13 protein-coding genes, 1 tRNA gene and 1 pseudogene are annotated in these 22,420 nt (G+C 67.7%); 8 read left to right on the forward strand and 7 right to left on the reverse strand.

Annotated features, from left to right (window positions below; all coding sequences use genetic code 11):
• The 4 genes from BMY89_RS00005 to BMY89_RS00020 form a co-directional block, all read left to right on the forward strand.
• On the forward strand, positions 1-4,328 hold a 4,328-nt coding region (locus BMY89_RS00005; protein WP_139217876.1), incomplete at its 5' end, for an RHS repeat domain-containing protein.
• A gap of 86 nt (positions 4,329-4,414) precedes the next feature.
• Positions 4,415-4,834 (forward strand): hypothetical protein, encoded by a 420-nt coding sequence (locus tag BMY89_RS00010; RefSeq protein WP_139217877.1) that lies wholly within the window; start codon positions 4,415-4,417, stop codon positions 4,832-4,834.
• 572 nt (positions 4,835-5,406) lie between these two features.
• Complete coding sequence (locus tag BMY89_RS00015) at positions 5,407-8,487, forward strand: VWD domain-containing protein (RefSeq protein ID WP_092373315.1); 3,081 nt, start codon at positions 5,407-5,409, stop codon at positions 8,485-8,487.
• A gap of 65 nt (positions 8,488-8,552) precedes the next feature.
• Positions 8,553-8,628, forward strand: a tRNA-Lys gene (locus BMY89_RS00020).
• Between the two features lie 152 nt (positions 8,629-8,780).
• Here BMY89_RS00020 and BMY89_RS00025 read toward each other — a convergent pair.
• The 4 genes and pseudogenes from BMY89_RS00025 to BMY89_RS00040 all read right to left on the reverse strand — a co-directional run.
• A pseudogene (locus BMY89_RS00025) lies at positions 8,781-9,664 on the reverse strand (tyrosine-type recombinase/integrase); the annotation flags it as partial.
• 401 nt (positions 9,665-10,065) lie between these two features.
• Positions 10,066-10,875 (reverse strand): DUF5984 family protein, encoded by an 810-nt coding sequence (locus BMY89_RS00030; RefSeq protein WP_092373318.1) that lies wholly within the window; start codon positions 10,873-10,875, stop codon positions 10,066-10,068.
• A gap of 95 nt (positions 10,876-10,970) precedes the next feature.
• On the reverse strand, positions 10,971-11,390 hold the full coding sequence (locus tag BMY89_RS00035; RefSeq protein WP_232520984.1) for a squamosa promoter-binding protein 15: 420 nt from the start codon (positions 11,388-11,390) through the stop codon (positions 10,971-10,973).
• A gap of 190 nt (positions 11,391-11,580) precedes the next feature.
• On the reverse strand, positions 11,581-11,913 hold the full coding sequence (locus tag BMY89_RS00040) for a hypothetical protein (RefSeq protein WP_198414516.1): 333 nt from the start codon (positions 11,911-11,913) through the stop codon (positions 11,581-11,583).
• A gap of 61 nt (positions 11,914-11,974) precedes the next feature.
• Here BMY89_RS00040 and BMY89_RS00045 point away from each other — a divergent pair, with 61 nt between their 5' ends.
• The 3 genes from BMY89_RS00045 (at position 11,975) to BMY89_RS00055 (ending at position 14,665) form a co-directional block, all read left to right on the forward strand.
• Positions 11,975-12,478, forward strand: a complete 504-nt coding sequence (locus tag BMY89_RS00045) for a hypothetical protein (RefSeq protein WP_232520985.1) — start codon at positions 11,975-11,977, stop codon at positions 12,476-12,478.
• On the forward strand, positions 12,471-13,385 hold the full coding sequence (locus BMY89_RS00050; RefSeq protein ID WP_232520986.1) for an alpha/beta fold hydrolase: 915 nt from the start codon (positions 12,471-12,473) through the stop codon (positions 13,383-13,385). The genes BMY89_RS00045 and BMY89_RS00050 overlap by 8 nt, the downstream gene beginning before the upstream one ends.
• 593 nt (positions 13,386-13,978) lie before the next feature.
• Positions 13,979-14,665 carry a TetR/AcrR family transcriptional regulator gene (locus tag BMY89_RS00055; protein ID WP_092373326.1) on the forward strand — a complete coding sequence of 229 codons (687 nt, stop codon included), beginning with the start codon at positions 13,979-13,981 and terminating at the stop codon, positions 14,663-14,665.
• 9 nt (positions 14,666-14,674) lie between these two features.
• Here the strand turns inward: BMY89_RS00055 and BMY89_RS00060 are convergent, their stop codons facing one another.
• Both BMY89_RS00060 and BMY89_RS00065 read right to left on the reverse strand, forming a co-directional pair.
• Entirely contained in the window at positions 14,675-16,390 is a 1,716-nt protein-coding gene (locus tag BMY89_RS00060; protein WP_092373328.1) for an ABC transporter ATP-binding protein, read from the reverse strand.
• Positions 16,387-18,228 (reverse strand): ABC transporter ATP-binding protein, encoded by a 1,842-nt coding sequence (locus BMY89_RS00065; protein WP_092373330.1) that lies wholly within the window; start codon positions 18,226-18,228, stop codon positions 16,387-16,389. Before BMY89_RS00065 ends, BMY89_RS00060 begins: the two co-directional genes overlap by 4 nt.
• A gap of 860 nt (positions 18,229-19,088) precedes the next feature.
• Between BMY89_RS00065 and BMY89_RS00070 the strand changes: the two genes are divergently transcribed.
• The gene (locus tag BMY89_RS00070; protein WP_092375215.1) at positions 19,089-19,571 is read left to right on the forward strand and encodes a hypothetical protein; all 483 of its coding nucleotides are present in this window, start codon (positions 19,089-19,091) and stop codon (positions 19,569-19,571) included.
• A 951-nt stretch (positions 19,572-20,522) separates the two neighbouring features.
• On the opposite strand, the gene BMY89_RS00075 is transcribed toward BMY89_RS00070, so the two are convergent.
• On the reverse strand, positions 20,523-21,767 hold the full coding sequence (locus BMY89_RS00075; RefSeq protein WP_092373332.1) for a PQQ-dependent sugar dehydrogenase: 1,245 nt from the start codon (positions 21,765-21,767) through the stop codon (positions 20,523-20,525).
• Positions 21,768-22,420: the final 653 nt, after the last annotated feature.

Raw genomic sequence — 22,420 nt, forward strand, 5'->3', positions numbered from 1 at the left:
TGAACCGGTGGCGGATCAAGCAGATCCGCACCGAGTCCGGCGGCGACATCCTGGTCACCTACTCGGGGCACGACTGCACCCGCAGCACCCGGCCGACGCCGCACTCGAACACCAAACGCTGCATGCCGGCGTACTTCTCCTGGCCGGGCACTGGTGACCCGACGCTGGACTGGTTCCACAAGTACGTGGTCACCCGCATCGACCAGGACGACCTGGTCACCGACCAGCCGAACCAGACCACCTTCTACGACTACCTGGACGATCCGGCCTGGGCCTACAACACCGACGAGTTGACCAAGGACAAGCACCGCACCTGGGGCGACTGGCGCGGCTACGGCCGGGTCCGGGTGCGTCAGGGCGACCCGACCAACGGCGTGCAGACCGCCGTCGAGTACCGCTACCTGCGCGGCATGCACGGCGACAAGCAGCCCAGCGGCACCCGCAACGTGCAGGTGTCGGACACCTGGGGCGGATCGATCACCGACCACGAGGCGTTGCAGGGCTTCGTCCGGCAGGAGATCACCTACAACGGCGCAAGTAGCAGCGGCGTCAACGGCGCCGAGGTGACCTCCACGGTGAACGAGCCGGTGCGGGTGGGACCGACCGCTACCCGGGAACGTAACGGGGTCACCACCAACGCGTGGCGAGTGAACACGGCCTCGACCCGTAGTCGCACTGCGCTGGCCGCTGGCGGGTTTCGTACCATCAAAACCGCTACCGCTTTCAATCCGGACGGCTTCCCCGAGGAGGTGGACGATTTCGGCGACGAGTCAGCCACGGGGGACGAGACGTGCACCCGGATCAGCTATGCCCGTAACGCGACTGCATGGATGCTCGACCGGGTCAGTCAGACCGAGGTGCTCTCCGGCACGTGTGCCGCCGCGGCGAAGCCGGCGAATCCGACCACGGTCCTGAAGCGGAGCCGGGCCTTCTACGACAGCTACACCAACGACTCGTCGTTCGGCGCCGCACCGACCCGAGGCAACGTGGTCCGCACCGAGGACGTGGACCGCTTCAACGGCTCCACCCCGGTATACGTCCGCACCGCAACGAACACCTACGACGACAACGGCCGGATCGCCTCGACCACCGACGCCCGGGGCTACACCACAACCACCAGCTACACCACGAGCAACGGTGGACTGGTGACCCAGACCGTGGTGGCCAACGCCCTTAGCCAGGCCACGACCACCGATCGGGAACCGGCGTGGGACCTGCCGACGAAGGTCACCGACCCGAACGGGGCGGTGGCCGAGCAGACCTACGACGGGCTGGGCAGGGTCACCAACGTGTGGCAGCCAGGACGGAACAAGGCTAACCAGACGCCGAGCATGAAGATTAGCTACCTGGTACGCAACAGCGGTGGGCCGACCGCGGTCACGACCGAGACGCTGTTGGTCACTGGCGGCAGCTACCGCAAGTCGGTTCAACTCTTTGACGGCTTCCTCCGGGCCCGGCAGACCCAGACCCAGGCCACCGGCGGCGGAAGGCTGCTGACCGAGACGTTCCACAACGCCCGCGGTGAGGTGGAGTGGACATCCGCCCCGTACTACGACACCACCAATGCCGCACCCTCGACGACACTCGGCACACCGCAGGGACAGATCCCATCCATCACCCAGAACGTGTACGACGGCGCTGGCCGGCAGACGGAGAAAATCCTCAAAGCGCTCGGGGCGAGCAAGTGGAGCACCACGACTAGCTACGGCGGGGATCGTACCCACACCACCCCACCCCTCGGTGCCACTGCCACCACTACGGTTCTTGACGCCAAGGGACAGGTCACGAGGCTGCGCCAGTACAAGGACCGGGCCGACGTAGGATCGACGGATCCGGCCAAGTACGACGAGACTAAGTACACCTACACTCTGCTCGGACAACAGAAAACCGTGCAGGACCCGGCCGGCAACACCTGGTCCTACGGCTACGACCTGCGCGGCAGGGAAATCCAGACGATGGACCCGGACAAGGGGACGACGACCTCCACGTATGACGCGGCGGGCAACGTGGTGACCACCACATCGCCGTCAGGCACGGGAACCGGCACCGTGACTCTTGCTCATACCTATGACGAGCTGGGCCGTAAGACCACCTTGCGCGATGGCAGCCCGACCGGCGCGAAGCGGGCCGAGTGGGTCTACGACAGCCTGCCGAACGGCAAGGGCAAGCTCACCTCCGCGACCCGCTACGTCGGCGGGCAGGCATGGATCAACCGGACGGACGCCTTCGACGCGTACGGCCGCCCGACGTCCGCGTCTGTGGTGGTGCCGTCGTCGGAGTCGCAGCTGTGTGCGGCGGCAGCACCGAACCCATGCACTTACACCACGACCACCAGCTACCGGGTCAACGGCAAGGTCCACCAGATCAACCTCCCGGCTGCGGCGGACCTGCCGTCGGAGCGGCTGATCGTCGGTTACAACGACGTCGACGACTCCGGCGGTCTGCTCTCCGCGGCGCAGATCTACGTCGGAGCGGTCACCTACAACAAACTGGGTCAACTGACCGGGCGGGAGTTCGGCGCCTACGGCTACCGGGTCGCGGTCACCTCCGACTTTGACGAGCCCACCCGTCGACTCAAGGCCACCAACGTGGTACCCGAGCTGAAACCGGAAGCGGCGAACTGGACCTATGACCACGACCCCGCCGGGAACGTCACTCAGATCACGGAACAGGCGCAGGGGCAGACTGCGGACACGCAGTGCTACAACCACGACTATCTGCGGCGGCTGACCCGGGCCTGGACACCCAATTCGGGCGACTGCCAGGCGAACCCCACCGTGGCCGGGCTCGGCGGCCCGGCGCCGTACTGGCACTCCTGGACGTTCGACGTCACCGGCAACCGGCTAACCGAGACCCGGCACGCGACGACCAACACCACCTACACCTACACCCACCCGCAGGCAGGTTCGGCGCGGCCGCACACAGTCACCAACGTCACCGCCACCGGCGGCGCTACGTGGAGCCGGAACTACAGCTACGACAACGCCGGCAACACCATCACCCGGCCCACCACCAGCGGCGCCACCCAAACCCTGTCCTGGAACCCCGAGGCACGGGTCGACAGCATCACCGAAGGCGCCAGCACCACCAGCTTCCGCTACGACGCCGACGGCAACCGCCTGACCAGAACCGACTCCACCGGCAAAACCCTCTACCTACCCGGCGGCCTAGAAGTCCGCTACGCAAACTCCACCACCGCCAAGACCGCCACCCGCTACTACAGCCACGCCGGCGCCACGGTTGCCGTACGGACCAGCAGCAGCCTCCATTGGATCGTCGCCGACCACCACGGCACCGCCGAAGTGACCGTCAACGCCACCACCCTCGCGGTCGCCAAGCGCCGCACCTTGCCGTACGGCGACACCCGCGGAAACGGCACCGGGACCTGGCCAGCTGCCATGGACAAAGGCTTCGTCGGCGGCACCAGTGATCCCACCGGCCTGACTCACATCGGCGCGCGAGAGTACGATCCGTTCATCGGCCGCTTCATCAGCATCGACCCCATCATGGATCTCACAGACCCGCAGCAGATGCATGGATACGCGTACGCCAACAATTCCCCAGCGACATTCAGTGATCCCAGCGGCCTCTACTTCGAAGAGAACAACGACGGTCAGGGCCGCCGCGGCTACGTCACCAAGACTTCTTCCGGAAAGAGCAACGTGAAGGTCACCGGGAAACCGGTAACGCCGAGCAAGCCGAAGAACGGCGGATGGCGTCATCTGCTGCCCAACCTTCGGTTGCCGGGAGTTGATCAGATCGTGAGATTCACGCCGCTGGTCAAGGAAATCGCGGCGAAGGCTGGAATGTCGCCGGCTCCTGTCCTTGCCATCCTCCTCAGGGAAAGCAATCTGCGGACAATTGGGGGTAAATTCGCAAAGATGATGGAGGGGACGCAAATCCTATTGGACCGGCTTGGTAAATATCCAGGGACGCCTTCAATCGGGCTGGTTCAAATGCAGGAAGGAACCTTCCAGGCGACTAAGGATAGACATCCGGCGGTATTCTCCGGGAGGTCCTGGACTGAATTTGTTTTCGACGACGAGCTCGCGCTCACGGCGCTGACTTATCACCTGAAAGATCTCACCGTAACCGCCAAACTTCTAACCAACAATTCTCCACTATCGATCGATGAACTCGCCGCCGTAGGGTATAATCAGGGGGAAGGTGGCATGCGGGACATTGCGAAATCGGGAGAGCTGAATCCAGATGCTCGCACCTACCTCTACGGTCGGACGACGCCGGGATACGTGTTCCACAGAGGCGTAGCGCAATACGCGACGGGCGAGTTGAGGGTCCCGTTCGACCCGAGGTGGGGAGAGATGTGAGTCGTGTGGACGGGTGGTCGAGACTCGCTGGCGTCTGCCACCGCCGTGTGGACAAGGCTCATTCTTTCGCGCGAGTGGTGGCCGGCTTGCTGCTGGCCGTTCTCGTGCTGGGTGGATGTGGGGTCATCAGTCGCCCTGCCTGGCAGTCCGAGGTCATGGAATGTGCATCGACTGCGACAATCACCGATTATCAGGAAGTTCACCAGGGCTGGGAGAAGTCGCAGTTCGAAGTGGCGTACGTCGGCCCGCCGAGTGACGATCCGATGGAGCTCGTGCAGGCCCCAGGGATGCGGCTTGAGAAGGCTGACGGGTCGATTGGCCGAGACGTGTTTTTGGCGGAGGGGAGCATCCGTGGTGAGAATTCCCGTTGCTTGGTCTACCTGTCGAGGCTAGATATCGGTCCCGCCCGCAGCGAATATTTGAACATCGATGAAAATATGGCTGCTGAGATTGCTCGGGGAGAGCGGGAGGTGCTGGAGCTGAGCTTCATTCGGTACCGCGAGTGAGTGACCGTGCGAACAACGCGGGAGGAGAAAATTGTCTCCTCCCGCGTCCCGGTTGCCACTCCGCAGCGATGAACTGACTAACCGACACTGCTCTCGCTCTGGACACTAATCCTTGCCTACCGCATGGGACGGGTCGCGATCGGGTAGGCGCACGTCGCTCTCGTACCGATGGTGCCCGACAGGGGAGCGGGGGTGCGGTGGGACCCTGGCGACGTGCTGTCGGCGTCCCCATGGAAGCATCCTGATAGCCCCCGTTTACCCCCCGAAAACACTGGCCGAACGTTGACGGACAGTAGCAAGAAGAGATCACCTCCTGGCCGTGTATATGCAGCTCAATGCCGACTTTTGGCAAGCAGCGACAAGCTCGGGTCGGTTACTTTCAGTAACCGCGGGTTCGGGGTTCGAGTCCCTGGCGGCGCACCAACGATCAAGCCTCTGACCGGTGGTTACCACCTGGTCGGGGCCTTTTCGTGTACAGACCGTGGTTCGGCCTGGTCGGCGCCCAGACTCACTGGGACCGGTCCCCGACAGAGCGTGCGAAGATCGGCCGCCGCGCCCCTACAGTCCGCACCATGAGGTGGACGGTGCGACTCGCGGCCATAATTCCCGTACTGCTCACCGCCCTGTCGGCCGGCGCGGTGAGCGCCGCCGCGGCGCCCGCCGACGGCGGCCTCGGTCTGGCCCTGCGGCCCGGCCAGGCCGACTACCGGGCCGGCGACCAGATCCGCCTCGACCTTACTGTCACGAACACCACGGGCGCGGCGTGCGCGCTGCCGACCAGCGCCGTCGGCACCGTCCAGGTGACCGGGGTACGCCTCGACGGGCGCGACCTCACGCCGACGCTGGCCCGCAGCTTCCACGACGACGGCATCGGTGCTGCCGCCACCGCAGGGCTCACCACTGTGGAACCCGGTGCGACCACGACGGTGAGCCTGACCGGCGTACGCCTGCACGACGGTGACACGCCCGACGCGGTGCTGCTCCGCTCGGTGGCGGCAACCCCGGACGGCAGTGGCCTGGACACGCTGTGGCCGGTCGGAGCGCCCGGCCGGTACGAGGTGACCGCCGGCTACCTGCCACTGCCGGTGACCGGCGCGGCCGGCCTCTGCACGGGCGGGACCACGCTGCGGACGACCACCTTCACCGTCGGTGACGGCGACGGCGCGACCGGCCAGCGCTGGCTGTGGCTTGCCGGCGGAGCGTTGCTGCTGACGCTCCTCGCCGTCGCGCTGGTGGTGGTCCTGAGGCGGAGACGCCGCCGGCCGGCCGCCGCCGCGGTGGCACTGCTGCTGGTGGCCGTCGGCGCCCTGGTCGTCGACGGGCCCCGACCGGCCCGGGCCGACTACGCGGTGGACCCTACCGGTGGCGTGCCGGTCAGCGGCGTCGACTTCCAGGGCGCTGTCGACACCTGCCTGAAGGGATTCGCCGCGCCTGGCGGGGACCCGTCCGGTCTGCTCCCGCGGCTGCGGGACAAGAAGTCTCCCCGGGTGCGGATCATCCCGACCACCGGCGGCTCGGGCGCGTTCGAGACCCCGGACAGCCCCGACGGGAAGGGCTCCTCGACTGTCACCTGGAACCCGACCTCCGTCGAGCCGTACGGCGACGGCGTGGCCCGGGACCCCTGCGCCGCGCTCTACCACGAGCTGAACCACGCCGACGACATCTCCCAGAACAAGGTCCCGCAGGGCGACTGCGGCAGCACCGAAATTCGTACCGCCGAGGTGAAGGCGACACTCGCGGAGAACCGGTATCGGGCGGCGAAGGGCCTGCCACCACGCACCGAGTACGACGGGAAGACGCTGCCGAAGAGCCTCGACGAGTGCAAGAAACCGGCGAAGAAGAAGCCCCCGCAGAAGGGTCCGGTGAAGCTCTGCGAGGAGGGCGCCAACTGCGGCGGCAGCAACGGCGACCCGCACCTGGTGACCTTCGACCGGGTCGCCTACGACTTCCAGGCCGTGGGCGAGTTCACGCTGGTCACCGCCACCGGCAACGACCCGCTGGAGGTGCAGGTCCGGCAGACGCCGATGGCCGGCACCCGGACCGCCTCGGTCAACTCGGCGGTCGCGTTCCGGGTTGGCGCCCACCGGGTAGCGCTCACGCTCACCGACGGCGGCACCCGGGTACACGTCGACGGCACGCCGGTGGCCGCGCCACCGGAACGCACCGAACTGCCCGGCGGCGGCACCCTCACCCGCCGCCCCTCCGACACCGGACCCACCGACGGGTACGACGTGACATGGCCGGACGGCTCCGCGGCGGCGGTGGACGAGATCGGCCACTACGGCTACCGGGTGCTCGTCAAGCTCGCCGACGGCCGGGCCGGGAAGGTCCGCGGCCTGCTCGGCGACTTCGACGGCGACCCGGCCGACGACATCGCACCCTCCTCCGGGACCGCGCTCACCCAACCCGTGCCGTTCGCGCAGCTCTACCCCGCGTACGCGGACAGTTGGCGCATCACCCCGGACCGGTCGCTGCTGCACTACGACGACGGGCAGGACACCGGCACGTTCACCGACCGTGCCTTCCCCGAACGGGAGGTCACCGTCGACGACCTCGACCCGGCCCGCCGTGCCACCGCCGAGCAGATCTGCCGGTGGGCCGGCATCACCGCCCCCGCCCAGCTCGCCGAGTGCGTCTTCGACGTCGCGGTAAGCGGCCGTCCCGAGTTCGCGGTGGCCGGCGCCACCACCGAGCAGGTCGCCCCGCCCGCCGCCACGTCGATCACGGCCGTACCCGTCGCGACCGCCAGCCTGACCCCCGGCGGGGCGCCACTGACGTTCCCCGGCCGGGCCGGTGACGCCGTCTTCGTCGACGCCACCGCGCCCGGGATCGCCAACCGCTGTTCGCCGTACGCGCTCACCGACCCGACCGGCCAGTACATCGGTGGCGGCTGCGCGATCAACGGCGTCGGGTACATCGACCGCGTCGACCTCACCACCACCGGCACGTACGCCGTGCGGGTCACCGCCGCCCCCGGCGACACCGGACGAGCAGCCGTCCGGGTGTACGTGGCCCGGGACGTCGACGGCACGCTGCAAGCGAACGGCCCGGAGGCCACCGCGACAGTGGATCATCCCGGCGCGCGGGCCCGGTACCGGTTCACCGGGCAGCAGGGTGAGCGCGTCTTCGTCGAGGTGCCCACGAGCACACTGCCCAACCAGTGCTCCCCGCTGGAACTGCGCGACGCCGAGGACCGGCTGCTGAGCAGCGGCTGCGTGATCAACGGCGTCGGCGAGATCGACGGCACCCTGCTGCCCGCCGACGGGACGTACACAGTGGTGGTCGACCCGACCGGACGCACCACCGGCGCGACCACGCTGCGGCTGGTCAGCAGCCGCGACAAGGCGGCGACGATCACCGTCGGCGGTCCGCCGGTCGTCGCCACCGTCGACCGACCCGGCGCGGTCACCACCTACCGGTTCACCGCCAACGCCGGTACGGCGGTGAGTGTGACCGCGACCGCCTCCGACCTACCCGACCAGTGCGGCGTGGTGGAGCTACGCGCCCCCGACGGCAGCCCGATCACCAGCGGCTGCGTGATCAACGGGGCTGGCGACATCGAGCCGACGGTGCTGCCGACCTCCGGCACGTACACAGTGGTGGTGGACCCGTCCGGGGTCGCGACCGGGCAGGTCACGCTGACGCTGCGGTGAGGCGGACCCCTGCCTGTTCGGGGCGCCGTGCGGGACGTGCTAGCGTCTCGTCCCGTTGCCGACGAGCGCCGCTAGCTCAACTGGCAGAGCAGCGGACTCTTAATCCGCGGGTTCGGGGTTCGAGTCCCTGGCGGCGCACCACAATCAGGCCCTGACCAGCAAGAAGCTGGCCAGGGCCTAGATGTTTATCTATGTAGTTTTGAACCGCCCCCCGAAAACCCCTCAGTAACGCCAGGGGCGATCGCATTCGGCGGGCCGGGGGGGTGCTCTGCGGGCCGTTGCCCCCGCCGCGTCTATGCGGTCCGGGGCGGGCCGGGGGCCTGCTCCTCGGGATCACCTGACGCTGGCCGCCCGCCGAGCTGTTCGAGGATGGCGGAGCTGTCCGGGGCGAGGGCAGCCTTGACGATGTAGTGCTTCTTGGTGATCTCCTTGCTTCCGTGTCCGAGTTGGGCGGCAGCGTTGTCGGTGTTGGCCTCCCTGTCGATCAGAGTGGCGACGGTCTTACGGAAGGTGTGCGGGGTGACCCATTCGAGGCCGGTGTCGGCGCGGGCCGACCGCCGCTGGCGGCGCACGTTCGGCGGGGAAAGCCAGGTACCACGGCGGGAGGCGAAGATCGCGTCGTGGGGGTTGTCGGCGGCGTCGAGCTTGCGGGCCATCAGCATCCCGACCGCGAAGCGCGGTAGGACGACCGACCGGTAGCCAGCGTCGGTCTTCGTCCACTCCTGTCGGAAGAAGCCCTTGCCTTTGACGTAGATGATGGTGCCGCAGATCGTCAGGGTCGGGTGTTCGGCGGCGAGGTCCAGGTCTTCCCACCGCAGCGCCAGGATCCACCGATGCGGGCGCCGGTGGCGAGCATGAGATCGACGATGTCGGCCAGGTCGCTGGTGGGTTGAGGCCCCGACTTGCCGGGGAGCGGCTGCTGCCACCTCCGGATCGCCGCGCGAACGTCGTCCAGTTGCTCCCGTTCAAGGGCAACCACCTTCTTGCGCGGCTTTCGTAGTTGGCCGGTGTCGCGGATGGGGTTGGTGGTGAGCGCGCCGCGACGTACGGCCAGGGCCAACATCTGGCCGAGGACGACCTTCGCGCTCTTGGCTGCCGACGGGCGATCCTCGGCAATCTTGCGCAGGAGCTTGTCGAGGCGCCCCGCGCTGGCCTCTCGGATGCGGAGGCCGCCCAGGCGGGCACGAGAGGGGGAGGAACAGCCCGACTGGTGCCGGCTGAGGCCGGTCGCCGGGTGCGGTGGAGCGGGGCTTCGGCATGGGCGTGTGGGCCACGTCCGCCGACGAGCGCTGACACTGGGGGATTACAAATCCGGGCCTCGAATTAGAATCCGGTGCAGGAGTACAAGCTCCGGTACCGAGACAGGTACGACCTGACGTACAGGCTGTATAGGTCCTGACCTCTCGCTGATCGAGTGCCCTGACGCCTGTAGGTCCCTACCCAGGTCCCGGTTGGGAACGTTGGGTGACGGCCCGGCCATCTAACGACGCTCGCCTCGGCGTCCGGATCTGCCGATGTCAGTGCGTTCGATCATGCCGAAGAGCGGATGCTGTCCCGGTCAGGTGCTCGAAGGAATGCCTAGCCCGTCGGGGCGTCGGCCCGTTGAACGTCACCGAGCAGCAGGCGGGCACCGTGGCGGATAACGCTCCAGTCGGTCTTTGGGGAGCGGTCAAGGTTCTTGGCAAGCCAATGCCGCCGGTCTTCGTGTTCCCGCCGCAGATGGACGAGGTCAAGGTCCACGCCAGGTAGTCCACCGCGGCGTTCCAACTCCTCGATCCGCTGCCCCACCGTGTCCATCAGCTCGCGGTTGAGGGTGTGCACGGCCTCAAGGTACGCGGTGGTCGGGACGCCGAGCCGGACGGTGGGGTCGGCGGTGAAACCGATCTCGCCATCGTCCTCGTGCCGCCAGTCCATGGTGATCTCGTCGCGATCGCCGCTGGTGGTACGCCAGAACCGGATCTTGGGAGGATTGCGCACGTAACCGAAGTCCAGGTAGTGCTCGCCGTACCAAATCGCGGCCGTGACGACTGGATGGTCGGGCACGTCCGCGTTCTCGTCGTCAGTCCGTTCCTCATCCGGTTCGGCCACGAACTCGAGCGGGTCACACGTCCACTGCGCGGCGTCGGAGGCGATGAACGGCTGTAGATCGTCGGGTATCGGCTCCAGCACTTCGGGAGTAAGGACAATGACGTCTTCCCAGAGCCGGGCCAGGTAGTAGTCGATGTAGGGATGCGGGTGAACTTGCCGGGTGCGGCGCAGCAACTCCTGCCCGCTTGCCTCGAGCCAGTACCAGCCCTCGGTGAGCCCGAACCAGTGGAGCCTCGGCTGGTCACTGCCCCACGGCGACACCTCGTCCAGTGGGTACAGCTCGAACCGGAACCTGATCATTGAGGCAGTATCCCTTGACGTCCGGCGGTCGATGGAGAGCCCGGATCTGCCGCCGGCCGTGCGCTGCCCTCGGCGCGTGCAGTGCTCGGCTGGGTTCACCAGGCATGCTGATCGTCGGCGTCGGGTGGTGGCGGTGGGGCGTACTGGTGCCAGGTGCCGTCGCGGAACATGTACAGCCGGAAGTAGGACTCCTCCTGGTCCATCAGGAACACCTGCACCTGCTGGGGATAGCGCCAGGGCACCGCCCGAAGCTGGGCGAGTAGCGCATCCAGGTCCGCGTGATTGAGGGCACCGGCCCAGACCTCGCACTCCGGGTTCTTCCAGCCACCCCAGTGGTTAGCTTCTGGGTCGGTCAGCGTCTCCAGCGTGCCGACTCCCCGAGCCTGGTTGCGGTACACGTCCGGGACGGCTTCCGCTCTGCGTGGCGCGTCGCGTTCCAGCCAGTCACTCAATGACAGCACATTGCCGTGGTCCGCCATGTCAGCCTGAATCATCAGGTTCGCTACCCAGCTCACCCCGGCATGATCCACCACCGTTTACTGCAGGACCATCCGGATTTGCGCATCGAGCCTCCTCGCCTCCCCGGCACTGAGCAGGTCGGACCCTGAAGGTTGCGCCACCGAAGGCCGGGCTACCGAAGGCCGGGCCGTACATCGCCAAGGTCAGGCGTGCTGATCTGCCGCCGATGGAGCGCGGTCCTGCGCGTTAACGGCGCAAGTCCCGGCCATCGGGCATCGACCGCAGCACCTCCATCGGCGTGCGGCCGGTTCTGGCAGCCAGAGCGGCGATCGCCGTCGCGGGGAGAGCGGTGAGGTTCAACGCGTAGGCAGGCCCGTCGTTGCGCACCGCAGCGTCCGCGAAGTTGTTGACGTCGGCGTCCTGGTCGGCGAGATACGCAGCGACACCGCTGACAGCAGCCCGGACCGCATTGTCGCCGGCCCGTCGCCGATTTTGCACCACAGCTCGAGTATTCCAACCGGGGCGCGGACACTCCCTGCGACGCCCCGCGATATCGGTCGTCAGGCCGTCGTCGTGCACCCCGTCGAGACCAGCCGCTACTCAGGATGAGGACGACTCACTACTTGACACCTTTCGTCAAGTGCTTGACCATCGGTGTCAAGTGAAGGGGGGCGGCGTGCGACCGGGTAATGAGGAACTTGTCGGGCAGCTCATCAGGTTGATCGACATTCGGCTGCTCGACCCGCTCGAGATCCTGGTCGACGGCCACCACGCCATCGACTCGCTGCGGACCGTCGTCCATGAGCAGGCGCACTCGTGGGCCACCACGATGGTCAGCGGCGGCGATCAGGCAGCTTATGGCGTGATCGTCCGAGCGATCTCGACGCTCTATCCCAGCGATGGCCCATTCAACCCACCTCTCGACTGGTGGCGCACCCCACTCGGCCAGATCGTCGCGCGAAGGGTTGGCCACCCCACCGCCGAATCGGTGTCGTACGCGGTGGCCGGCGCCATGCTCGGCATCACCCGTCAGGGCGTCCATGACCTGGCCTCCCGCGGCAAGCTCGCCCGCCATGCCGAGGGTGGCGTGCTGTCCGCCGCCGTCCGCGACCGACTACTCCAGGAAGGAACCCGACGTGCTTGACCCCCTCGTCAGCTCCGGCCGCGTGCCGATCGCATACCGCGACTTCGGCGGATCCGGACGCCCGTTGCTGCTTCTGCACGGCGCGGGTGGCAACCTCGTCCAGATGACGACGCTGGCCGAAGAGTTACGGCCGGTGCACCGGGTGGTCACCGTCGACCTGCGCGGCCACGGGCGCTCCGGTGACGGCCCGTGGCAATGGGACGATGTGCTGGACGACCTGGCCGCCGTCGCCGACGGCCTCGGTCTCGACCGTCCCGCAGTGGTCGGCGTCTCCCTCGGTGGGATTCTGGCCGCGCTCTGGGCACAGCGCCACCCGGAGTGCCCCGGCGCCGTCAGCCTGGATGGCAATCCAACGCTGAGCCGCCCGGAGCAACTCGCCGGGATGGACTCAGGCCAGGCAGCGACGGAACTCGCCAAACTGCGTGCCGCCTTCGACGGAATGGCCGCGATGCTGGCCGAGCCGCTCACCGCCGAACAGCTGACCGCAGCCCTGGCAGGGCAGCAAGCGATGGCCCAACGGTACGGTGCCGATCCGGATGACTGGGTGGGGGCCTTCGAACGTAACCTCGTGCCGTGCGACGACGGCAGTAGCCGGCTACGCCCCGGACCGGAGTTGACCGGGCAGATGCGGGAGGCGATGGGAACGCTCGACCTGGTCCCCGCCTACCGGGACACTCGGTGCCCCCTGCTTCTCGTCCTCGCCACCGAGGACCTACCCGAGCAAGAACCGTTCCACGAGCTGTACGCCACCTACCGCCGGGCCACCACCGAACGCCTCGCCGACGTGGGCAATCCGTACCTGCGGGTGCTGCATCTGGCCGGCGCTAGCCACGCGATGGTCGCCGAACGCCCATCAGAACTCGCCGCCCTCATCACCGACTTTCTCAGCGAGGCGGCTCACCACTGAGCCGAACCGAAGGCGGTGGTGGGGACGCAGTGCGGCCAGGACGCTCCGTACAGCCCCCACCACCGTGGAGTGCCCCTCGTAACAGCGGGTTACCCGCAGGCTGACCGGCTTTGCCTTGCGGAACTCCACCTACGGCGCCCCTCTCCTCGCTAAGACGAAACGGCGCCGCCGAGTATGCACCACCCGCGCCCACTTGTATTGACAACGGCGCTTCTCGTTCAGTCGCCGATCTCGATACCTGTCGAGGAGTTGCACCCAGCTGCACCCGTGCGGGCCAGGAACGCAGGACTGGCGCGTACCACTCGACGTCCGGAATCCGCACGACGAGGTGCTCCTTGATCCAAGCATCCCCACCCGGGGGGCACGTCACAGATCTGCAAAAGCGCAGCGCGCCTGCTAGATCACTGATCTTAGAGGCCGCTTCATGCTCACATAAACAAACCAGGATGCCCCGGCCGTCAGGCCGGGGCATCCTCGCGTTTGCCTTGCCGGGTAGGCGGCCCGGTCGTGAGGCGTTCGTCCTCCCCAGTCCGGAGTCCCGCCCTGGGCCCGGTCCTTCACTCGGTGCGGACCGCCTACTGAAGGATGGGGACATGCCCGCTGAGGTACCCCGCAAACGGCGCGTCGGCCGACCACCGCGCCTGTCCCTGGACGCGATCATCGCCGCGGCAGCTCGGATCCTGCAGACCGAAGGCATGGAGAAGCTGTCGATGCGGCGTCTGGCCAACGAACTGGGCACCACGCCGATGGCGCTTTACCACCACGTGCGCGACAAGGACGAACTCCTCGTGCATGTGCTGGAGTCGCAGGCCCGGACCATGCCCCGGCCGGAGTTCCCCGCCGATCCCCGGGAACGGCTTGCCACGTCCTCGATTCTGCTCTACGAGTTGCTCGCGGAGCGCCCGTGGATCATCGAGGTGCTGACCGGCGACGACCTCATCGCCCCCTCCGCCCTGTGGATCGTGGAGGTGATGGTGGGCGCCGCCGTCGACTACGGCTACTCCGCCGATGAGGCCGTCCACGTCTACCGCACGATCTGGTTCTACATCGTCGGGAACTTGATCGTCCGCGTGACCGGCAACCGCCGTCGCGCCCGGACCGGCACGGTCTACCAGGACGAGGTGGTCGCCCGGCTGACGACCGCAACGCACCCGCGGCTGGCGGACGTCGCCGGACGCTGGGCCGAACTCAACGCTCGGGACACCCACCGGCAGGCCTTGACGGCAATCGTCAACGGGTTGCTGCCCACCCCCGACCCGGCGAAGCCCAAGGATCGGTAGGCGACCGGCTCATTCACTCCCCACGGGGGACAGGGAGATGTTCCAGAAGTCGGCGTAACGGCCGCCGCGGCGCAGCAGCTCGTCGTGGCTGCCCTCCTCGACGACCTGCCCGCCGCTGACGAAGACGACGCGGTCGGCGCGTTGGACGGTTCGCATCCGGTGCGCGACCATCACGACCGTCCGGCCCGCCATCAGGCGCTCGATGCCGTCGTGCACGGCCGTCTCGTTCGCCGGGTCCAGCGCCGAGGTCACCTCGTCGAGCAGCACGACCTGCGCGTTCTTCAGCAGCGCCCGGGCGATCGAGACCCGCTGGCGCTCGCCGCCGGAGAGCTGCGCACCGCCCTCGCCGACGTTCGTGGCCCATCCGCCGGGTAGCCGCTCGACGACCTCGTCCAGCCGCGCGGCGGTCGCCGCGGCCCGGACCTCGGCCTCGCCGGCGTCGGGGCGGCCGAGCCGCACGTTTTCCTCGATGGTGCCGTCGAAGAGGTAGACGTCCTGGAAGACGATGGCGGTCTGCGCCATCAGCACTTCGGGGTCGATGTCGCGTACGTCGACCCCGCCCACGCGCACAGCGCCCGCGTCCACGTCGTAGAACCGGGCGAGTAGCTGCAGCAGGGTGCTCTTGCCCGCGCCGGACGGCCCGACGACGGCCAGCCGCAGGCCCTGCGGTACCGACAGCGACATGCCGTCGAGCACCACGCGGTCGCCGTGGCGGAAGGTGACCGAGTCGAACTCCAGATCGGACTGCTGCGGCCGGACCGGCCGGGTCGCCTCGGGAAGCGGCTCGGTGCGCAGCACCTTGTCGAGCCGGTCCAACTCGGCGCGCGCGCCGCGGAGTTTGCCGCTGATGTCCGCCAGGGACAGCAGCGGGTCGGCGCTGCGTGCGGCCAGCACGAGGATCGTGAGGATCTCCGCGACGCCGATGCCGCCGCCGAGCGCGAGGTAGGTCCCCAGGACCAGCAGCGTGGTGAAGACGGCCTGCACCGTGAGCGTCATGCCCACCGCGCCGGGCAGCACCGACAGCGTCTGGCGACGGGAGGACCGCTCGACACCCTGTAACGCGTCGTCGAGCAAAGAGAACCGCTCGCTGCTGCGGCCACCCGCCCGCAGCACCGGCTGGGCCAGCAGGAACTCGATGACCCGGGCGCTGGCCTCGTTGCTGCGCTGGGTGTTCTCGGCGTCGTTGGCGGCCATCGACCGCGCGGTCCAGACCTGGATGGCCACGACGAGCGGCGCCGCGACCAGCGCGGCCAGCCCCAGCTGCAAGTTGATCGCCGTCACCACCACGATGATCGTCAACGGGGTCACGCAGGCGGAGATGAACGGCCCCAACAGGTGTGCCGACACGCCCATCGCCGCGAGCAGGCCGCGGCTGGCCATGACGGACACCTCGCCGACCCTGCCGGCGTTGTACCAGCCGATGGGCAGCCGCGCGAGGTGCTCGCCGAGGTGGTGGTACATGCCCCGCAGCATCGTGGTTCCGACGCGCATGCCGGACAGGTCGCTGGTGTAGCGCAGCACCGCGTAGACCGCCACGGAGGCCGCGAACGCGATCAGCCAGGGCCAGGCGTCCGACGGTGTGCTCCCGAACAGTGCCCGCAGCACGGGTACCAGCAGCACGTAGAGCAGACCCTCCACTACGGCGGTCGTGGTCATCAGGGCGACAGTGCGGCGCATTGGCTTGGCGTACTCGTCGCCGAGCACGCGCAGCAGCATTCTGATCATCTGGGCTGGTCTCCTTGCAGTACGCGACCGCGGGTTTCACTGTCGCCGGCAGCCGCCGGCCGCTGAGTCCGCCAGAACGCGGCGAACTTTCCGTCCTGGGCGAGCAGGTCGGCCGGCCTGCCGCGCTCGACCACCACCCCGTCCTCGAGCATCACGACGGCGTTGGCCTCGGCGATGGTCTCCAGGCGATGGGCGATGACCAGGACGGTCCGGTCGCGCAGCGTCGCCAGGGCCTGGCGCACCGCCCGGTCGGCCTGCGGGTCGGCGAAGGCGGTCGCCTCGTCGAGCACCAGGACGGGCGTGTCGGCCGCCAGGGCGCGCGCGATCGCGATGCGCTGTGCCTCGCCGCCGGAAAGCTTGACCTCCTCGCCGATCACGGTCTCGTAGCCGCAGGGCAGTTCGAGGATGCGGTCGTGAATGTGCGCCAGCCGGGCCGCGCGCACCACATCGTCCAGGTCCGCGTGCGGGACCGCCAGCGCGATGTTGTCCATGATGGACGCGCGCAGCAGGCGGACGTCCTGCAGGACGAAGGAGACCCTGCGGTAGAGCTCCTTGCTGCCGAGGTCGCGCAGGTCGACGCCGCCGAGGTGGACCGAACCACCGGTGGGGTCGAAGAACCGCGGCAGTAACTGGACCAGCGTGGACTTCCCGCTGCCGGACGGCCCGACGAGGGCGGTGACCGTGCCCGGTTCGAGCGTCAGGTCGATCCCGCGCAGCACCTCATGGCCGTCGTCGTAGCCGAACCGGACGTCGCGCAATTCGACCCGGTTGTCCTGAGGAGCAACGGGGTGCGCCGGCTCCGGCAGTGCTCCCGTGCCGAGAACCTCGCGGATGCGGCCGACCGCGCGGCCGGCGGCCTGCATGTCGTCGAAGCCGTGGCCGAGGGCCGCGACCGGGGCGGTCAGACCCAGTCCGAGCAGCAGGAAGGGCAGCAGGTCGGCTGGGGCGATGCCGCCGGACGTGATCCGCATCGTGCCGCCGATCAGCACGACCACCAGCACGAAGGGGGGCGACAGCGCGAGCTGCATCCCGGCGGCGACCGCGGAGACGCCGCGCACCCAGCAAGTGAAGATGTCGACGAAGTCGTCGGCGGCGGTGAGGAACTTACGGTGGGCGCGCTCGGAACCGCCGAACGCCTTGACCACGGAGATGCCTTGCACGAACTCAACGACGGAACTGGCGATCCGGCCCATCGCCGAGTCGAAGTCCTTCTGCTCACGCATACGCGACGGGGTCATCAGCAGCGGGACGTGCGCGATGGCCAGCACCACGGGGATCAGGGTGATCAGGGTGAGTCGCCAGTCGACGATCAGCAGGTAGACCAGCGACACCAGCGGCACGACGAACGCGGAGACGAGTTCGCCGGGGGCGTGGGCGATGAACGGGTGCACGGCACTGACGTCCTCGCCGACCACCTTCGCCAGCTCGCCGCTGCGGCGGCGGGAGAACCAGCCGATGGGCACGCGCCCGAGGCGGGCGGCCAGTTCCCGACGCAGCGAGAGCTGCACCTTGCCGTCGAGAATGTGGCCGAGCCCTGACGACGCGGCGGTGAACAACAGCCGGACGAACAGGCCGACCACGCCCAGGATCACGACGGTCCAGACGTGGTCCCGGGCAACCGCGCCAGGCGACAGCAGGACGCGGCCCAGCTCGACGACCGCCAGCAGCGGCGCCAGTCCCGCGACGGCACCGATGACCTGCAGGATGGCGACGACAGCGAACCTAGTGACGTGTGGACGCAGGAGCTGTCCGGTGCTCGCAGGCTGCAGTGCCGCGGAAAGGGCTCCCGACGACGGCGTGGACTGCTCGCCCGCCACAGCGGAGTGGATGCCGCTCATCGCTCTCCCACCTTTTTATACGCGTACATTATTACGGTACACAGAGGCGTCCGGGTGGGCCACCACCTCACGAGGTGCTGTCGAGGATGGCCGTGGCGACTTCGAAAACGGAGGGCAGGCAACGGGCCGATACCGTCGGAAAGGCCGGGTCGAACCACCAATCTGCAACCGGCTAACGGCCTAACCACTGCTAAGGCCGGACGTCACAGCAGGTCAGCCGGACGTGACCACCATCAGCCACGCAGGTTTGTCTCCAGCCCAGGGCACCAGCCTGCGACAGCATCTGTTCGTTGATGGCACTGGGCAGGGGTGCCCCCGTTTACCCCCGAAACCCCTCCCCAGAGCTGACTACGAGTGACAAGCAGCGATTGATGCAGGACAGCGTTGGTGCAGGTCAAAGCCAAAATGCGACCAGCGACGACAAGCTCGACAGGGTGACTTTTGGTAACCGCGGGTTGTCAACTCTTATCATCGTTGCCCGGCATCTGCGCCGTCACAGCCCCGCCTCCCGCCCGGCCGGGACGATGTGCGTTCTGGTCCGCGATCCAGGCCTGCGACTCGGCTGTCTGACGTCGCCGCGCAGTGCCTCTGGTGTGCGCGTTGGGCTGGGTTGTGCGGCTCGAAGGCGACCACTCCCGTCGAAACTCCAGATCAGGCAACTGCGGCTGGAGTGCTAAGCGAGCTGGCATCGCTTGGGGCGGGCGGTGCTCGATCGCTGATAAGCGATCGCCGGTACGACCCTCTTGTTGAGCGGTCCTCGCGACCTGTGGATGATGGCTGGGTAGTCCTGATCGAGCGGTTTCGACTCAGACCCGTTTGTGCGAAAAGAAGACATTGAGGTGGAATCTGTGGATGCTTATATGGGTGTCGTTCGGCAACGGATGGCGGCCGACGGGTGTGCGGTGACTGATGAAACCATCCGCTCGATGCCGGTGGTGGTCGGATATCGGGCGCGGATCCGGGCGCTGACGAGGATCCACATCTTTGCCGTCGCTGCGGAGGTGGAGCGGGTCGACGAGGCGAGCCTTCGGGCGTACGTCGATGATGTGGTGAACCTGGGTCTGGAGCGCAAGGGCCAGTGGCGCGGCCTGCAGTCGGGCGTCATCGTGCTGCCCATCCTGGTGACCGAGTCGGTGGACTCGGCCGCCGTCGCACTGACTCAGAAGGCCTACCGTCTCAATGTGAACGGCTTCGCGGCGATGGCCCAACCCGCAGTCGTGGACGTGAAGGCAGGCCAGGTGTGGACCTTCCGGGGAACCAGGTTGTGGGGTTACGCCTTCAACTCGCTCGTCAAGCAGTTGTACAACGCCTACCTACCGGAGCCGGCGGCTGAGTTGAGCTGATGGCGGGAGGTCTCCTGCTCGCCGGCGACCGGCCGCTTGGCACCCCATCCGCCTGGCGACAGGCTGTCGGCGTCCCCCGTTTACCCCCGAAAACCCCTGCCTGCGGCTGACAGGCAGTGACAAGAAGCAATCATTCTTGATTGCATCTGTGCAGCTCACCGCCAATTTCTGATAGTCGATGACAAGGTCCGGATCGCTACGGTCCGTAACCGCGGGTTCGGGGTTCGAGTCCCTGGCGGCGCACCAACGAGCAAGGCCCTGACTGGTAGAACTCTGCCAGTCGGGACCTTTTTCGCGTACGCCGGTGGTGGGTGGTGGCTCGGTGGTCGGGAGCCGTTGGACGGGGGCGGGCTGCACTGATGGCTTGATGCAGGTAGGAAATGGCTGTTTCAAGGTCGCGGTGACGGATGTTGGCGAGGGTGAGATTGCCAAGGACGACAGCCGTCGACTTGCGACGTGCGGCGACAAGTTGGTGGGCCTTCTCCAACGCCTTGATTGCGTCGGCCGGCCTGTTCAACGACAGCCAGCAAGAGCCCGCAAGTCGGGCATGATGGCTGGGACAGTAGAGAGCTGACGCCGGATCCTGTGAGCCCATCGAGGTGAAGTGATCTTCAGCGGCTCCAAGGGCCTCAGAGCGGTCTCGAACCTGGCCGAGCATCGCGTGTGCTTCCGCGCGGTGTAGCTGGGCGAGGCCAGCGAGCACGCGGCTTCCGCGGCGGCTCACCGCAGCGTGTCGCTCTCGGTGCCGGCCAGCTTTCCGACCTGACCCGTATGGCGGTCAAGGCTCTGAACATCGTCGTCCGTGAAGAGGGCTGACCGAAGCCGAGACCGCGGCCGGAGAACAGGAGATGCGACGACCAAGGCGACGGCGGCGGGTAGCGAGCGGCGGTCGGCGGGGAATTGCCGGTAACTGGATCGCACCGGAGCGGCGGTCAACTCCTAGCCCGGGGTTCAGCGGTTCGCTGGTCCGCCGCTCGGGGCCGGCTGGACCCGTTCGAACCGTACCCGGCTCAGCCATCCGGGCAGGTCACTGAGCGCGTACAGCTCGCCGTGCACGTCGGTGTCGATCGCCGTCGGCTGGATGGGGAAGTTGCCGATCGTGGCGGTCTCGTAGCCGCCCCTGGGGTTGGGACGTACGGCGAACGCGAGGGTCGAGCAGTAGTCGCTTGCGACGTAGGTGCCCCATGCCTCCGGGGTGGCGGATCCTCGGTACACCACGCCGCCGGTCACGGAGCAGTTCTCGGTGAGGAAATGTTCGTACTCGAAGACCGGGTCGGTGTACTTCACGCCCGGCCGGCACTGCTCCGGGTCGAACACCGGGGTGCCCTCCCGGCAGGACCAGCCGAGGTTCGCCCCACCCTGCCACGGGCGGATGTGGTTGATCTCCTCGACCAGGCCCTGGCCGACGTCACCGATCCACAGCGAGCCGTCGACCGGGTCGACGGAGAACCGCCACGGGTTGCGCAGCCCGTAGAGCCAGATCTCCGGACGTGCGCCGCGCGTGCGGACGAAGGGGTTGTCGGAGGGTACGCAGTAGGGCTTCGCTCCGCAGCTGCGGTTGACGTCGATCCGCAGGATCTTGCCGAGCAGGGTGCCGAGATCCTGACCGGCCTTGTACGGGTCGTTCGCGTGGCCGCCGTCGCCGAGTGACCAGTAGAGGTAGCCGTCGCGGCCGAACGCCACCTGTCCGCCGTTGTGGTTGTTGTATTCGGCGTGCTCCTGGGTGAGCAGCACCTGTAGCCGCTCGGGAGCGTTGATCGGCAGTCGCGCCAGGGTCAGCGCGCCGGCCGGGAGACTGGTGTAGGCCACGTAGAGCATCCCGGTCCGCGCGAAGTTCGGCGCGGGGGTGATGCCGAGGAGGCCGCGCTCGTTGCCCGACGTGTCGACCCGTGCGGTCAGGTCGAGCACCGGTTCGGCCGCCAGGCCGGTGTCGGGGTGGTAGGCGCGGACGGTGCCGTTCTTCTCCGCGATCAGCATCCGGCCGTCCGGTAGCCCGGTGAGCGCGATCGGGCGCTGTAGGCCGAAGGCCACCTGTTCCGAGACCACGGTCAGCTCGGTGAGTGGCACCCTGCTGGGGCGGGGTGCGCCGGCCGTGGCGGTGCCGGCCACCGACGCCGGTGGCAGCAGGAGCGCGGACAGGACCAGAACGAGCAACCCGCCCAGGGCGGGGGCGGAGCGCCAACGCCGTCGTGACATGTTTCGGCTCCTCGAGCAGGTGGAGTGGGTACGCAGTCTGGGAGCGTTCCCACAATACATCAGTGGCTATCTATGTCAAAGCAGGGCCCGGGACCGGCGACGGAAGGCGCTCGGGTAGTGCTTCCGGGCCGGTGCCGCAGGGGTCGGCCGCCGGTGCCCAGCGAGCCCGGCCGCAGTTCTGCGGGTTCTCCGCCGCGGTCGAATTGAGGTCACGAGGGCTACCCGTACCCGCGCGATGTTCGCGTGCACATGGCGCGGAATGGTAGGGGACGCAACTGATGCGGTTCACCTTTGTGGATCTCTCGACCACAGGTTCTCTAGATCGAAACCGCTGCGGTCGATCCGCGCGCTCGGTGCGGTGACCTTGACGAACTCGATTCTCTTCAGGTCATTGGGTGGAACTTCTTGAGCGCCCCGTAACTTTGTGGCAACCTCACCTTCATCGATGCGTAGCGTTCTCTCGTCCCCTGTGGTCCTGGCCCGATGAGCGCCTGAGCCGACCGGTGGTGTTAGCGCTAACTCGTCGAAGCGACGCGACTCTGGAGGTGCTGGGAAACATGAAGAATCTCGTACATCCGAGCGGTTCTCCGCGGCGACGGTGGTCCACCGGGGCCGCGCTGCGGGTGCTGGTGGTCGGGTTGCTGGTGGCCGGC

The sequence above is a fragment of the Micromonospora phaseoli genome (assembly GCF_900109115.1).
GTDB lineage: Bacteria > Actinomycetota > Actinomycetes > Mycobacteriales > Micromonosporaceae > Micromonospora > Micromonospora phaseoli.

Coding starts and splice junctions, on each gene's coding strand:
- BMY89_RS00015 (WP_092373315.1), top strand. CDS start 5,407: ATGAGGTGGACGGTGCGACTCGCGGCCATAATTCCCGTACTGCTCACC.
- BMY89_RS00030 (WP_092373318.1), bottom strand. CDS start 10,875: ATGATCAGGTTCCGGTTCGAGCTGTACCCACTGGACGAGGTGTCGCCG.
- BMY89_RS00065 (WP_092373330.1), bottom strand. CDS start 18,228: ATGAGCGGCATCCACTCCGCTGTGGCGGGCGAGCAGTCCACGCCGTCG.
- BMY89_RS00060 (WP_092373328.1), bottom strand. CDS start 16,390: ATGATCAGAATGCTGCTGCGCGTGCTCGGCGACGAGTACGCCAAGCCA.
- BMY89_RS00070 (WP_092375215.1), top strand. CDS start 19,089: ATGGGTGTCGTTCGGCAACGGATGGCGGCCGACGGGTGTGCGGTGACT.
- BMY89_RS00055 (WP_092373326.1), top strand. CDS start 13,979: ATGCCCGCTGAGGTACCCCGCAAACGGCGCGTCGGCCGACCACCGCGC.
- BMY89_RS00075 (WP_092373332.1), bottom strand. CDS start 21,767: ATGTCACGACGGCGTTGGCGCTCCGCCCCCGCCCTGGGCGGGTTGCTC.